This is a genomic window from Shimia sp., from assembly GCF_041624275.1.
In the GTDB taxonomy this organism is placed as follows: domain Bacteria; phylum Pseudomonadota; class Alphaproteobacteria; order Rhodobacterales; family Rhodobacteraceae; genus Shimia.
This window is the reverse complement of sequence record NZ_JBFJVE010000313.1, coordinates 1-1596: the sequence shown is the minus strand read 5'-3', so window position 1 is coordinate 1596 and position 1596 is coordinate 1. Positions and strand designations below refer to the sequence as shown.

At 62.6% G+C, this 1596-nt stretch carries 2 protein-coding genes; both read left to right on the top strand.

Annotation, left to right across the window (positions count from 1 at the left end; genetic code table 11):
- The coding region (locus tag ABZD10_RS15530) for an NADH-quinone oxidoreductase subunit I (protein WP_372887921.1) at positions 1-425 on the top strand (425 nt) is incomplete at its 5' end.
- Positions 422-1596, top strand: a 1175-nt coding sequence (locus tag ABZD10_RS15525; RefSeq protein WP_372887919.1) for a 2-oxoacid:acceptor oxidoreductase family protein, incomplete at its 3' end; no start/stop codon positions are given. The genes ABZD10_RS15530 and ABZD10_RS15525, both read left to right, overlap by 4 nt.

The window sequence follows — 1596 nt, the reverse complement described above, 5'->3', positions numbered from 1 at the left end:
TGGTCGAGCTGGAAAAGGCGCTGAAGAGCAAGACTCTCGAGGTCGAGCTGGGCTTTGACGCCGGCACCGCCTTCGTGCAGGCCGAACGCTGCCTCAACTGCGACGCGCAGACCGTCTTCACCACCCAGGCCTGCATCGAATGCGATGCCTGCACCGACATCTGCCCGACCAGCTGCATCAGCTTCGTCGAAAACGGCCCCGAGGACGAGCTGCGCGCCCGCCTTCTGGTCCCGGCCACCAACGCCGAGCAGCCGGTCTATGTCTCGGGCACGCTGCCCACCGGCAAGGTCATGGTCAAGGACGAAGACGTCTGCCTGCACTGCGGCCTCTGTGCCGAGCGCTGCCCGACGGCGGCCTGGGACATGCAGAAATTCCTTTACACCATGGCCAAGCCCACCCCGATGCTCAAGGAGGCGGCGGAATGAAACAGATTAAGGGTATCAACGATTTCGTCGTCAAGTTCGCCAATGTGAACGGCACCGGATCCGCCTCGGCCAACCATCTGTTTGCAAAGGCGATTTTCCGCATGGGCATCCCGGTCAGCCCGCGCAACATCTTCCCGTCGAACATCCAGGGTCTGCCGACCTGGTACGAGGTGCGGGTCAGCTCCAAGGGCTATCTCGGGCGGCGCGGCGGCGTCGACCTCATGGTCTGCGTGAACCCGCAGAGCATGGAAAAGGACATCGCCAGCATCGAGCCGGGCGGCTATTTCATCTATGACAACACCAAGCCGCTGGCGGCGAACCTGAAACGCGACGACATCCATTACTTCGGCATTCCCTTCACCGAGATGTGCATGAGGGAATTCCCGGTGCCGCGACTTCAGCAGCTGCTGAAGAACGTGGTTTACGTGGGCGCGCTGGCAGCGCTGCTGGACATCGACTTCCAGATTCTAAAAGGGCTGCTGAACGACCAGTTCAAGGGCAAGGAAAAGCTGATTTCCTCGAACGTGCACGCGCTCGAGATGGGCTATCAATACGCGACCGAGAACTTCCAGTGCCCGCTGCCGATCCGGCTGGAAAAGGGCGGCAATGTGGCGCCGCATATCCTTGAAACCCCGCATATCCTGATGAACGGCAATACCGCTGCCGCGCTGGGGGCGATCTATGGCGGCGCCACCGTCGCCGCCTGGTATCCGATCACCCCCTCGACCTCGGTGGTGGACAGTTTTGCCAAATACGCCAAGCGCATGCGCATCGACCCCGGCACCGGCAAGAAGAACTATGCCATCGTGCAGGCCGAGGACGAGCTGGCCGCCATGGGCATGGTGGTCGGCGCCGGCTGGAACGGCGCGCGGGCCTTTACCGCCACCTCGGGGCCGGGGGTGTCTCTGATGAGCGAATTCCTGGGCCTGGCCTATTTTGCCGAAGTGCCGGTGGTGCTGATCAACGTCCAGCGATCCGGTCCCTCGACCGGCATGCCGACCCGCAGCCAGCAGTCGGACATCCTGGCCTCGGCCTATGCCAGCCATGGCGACACCAAGCAGGTGCTGCTGTTCCCGGCGACGCCGCAGGAATGTTTCGAGATGGCGGTGCAGGCCTTTGATCTGGCCGAGCGCCTGCAGACCCCGATCATCATGATGTCGGATCTCGATCT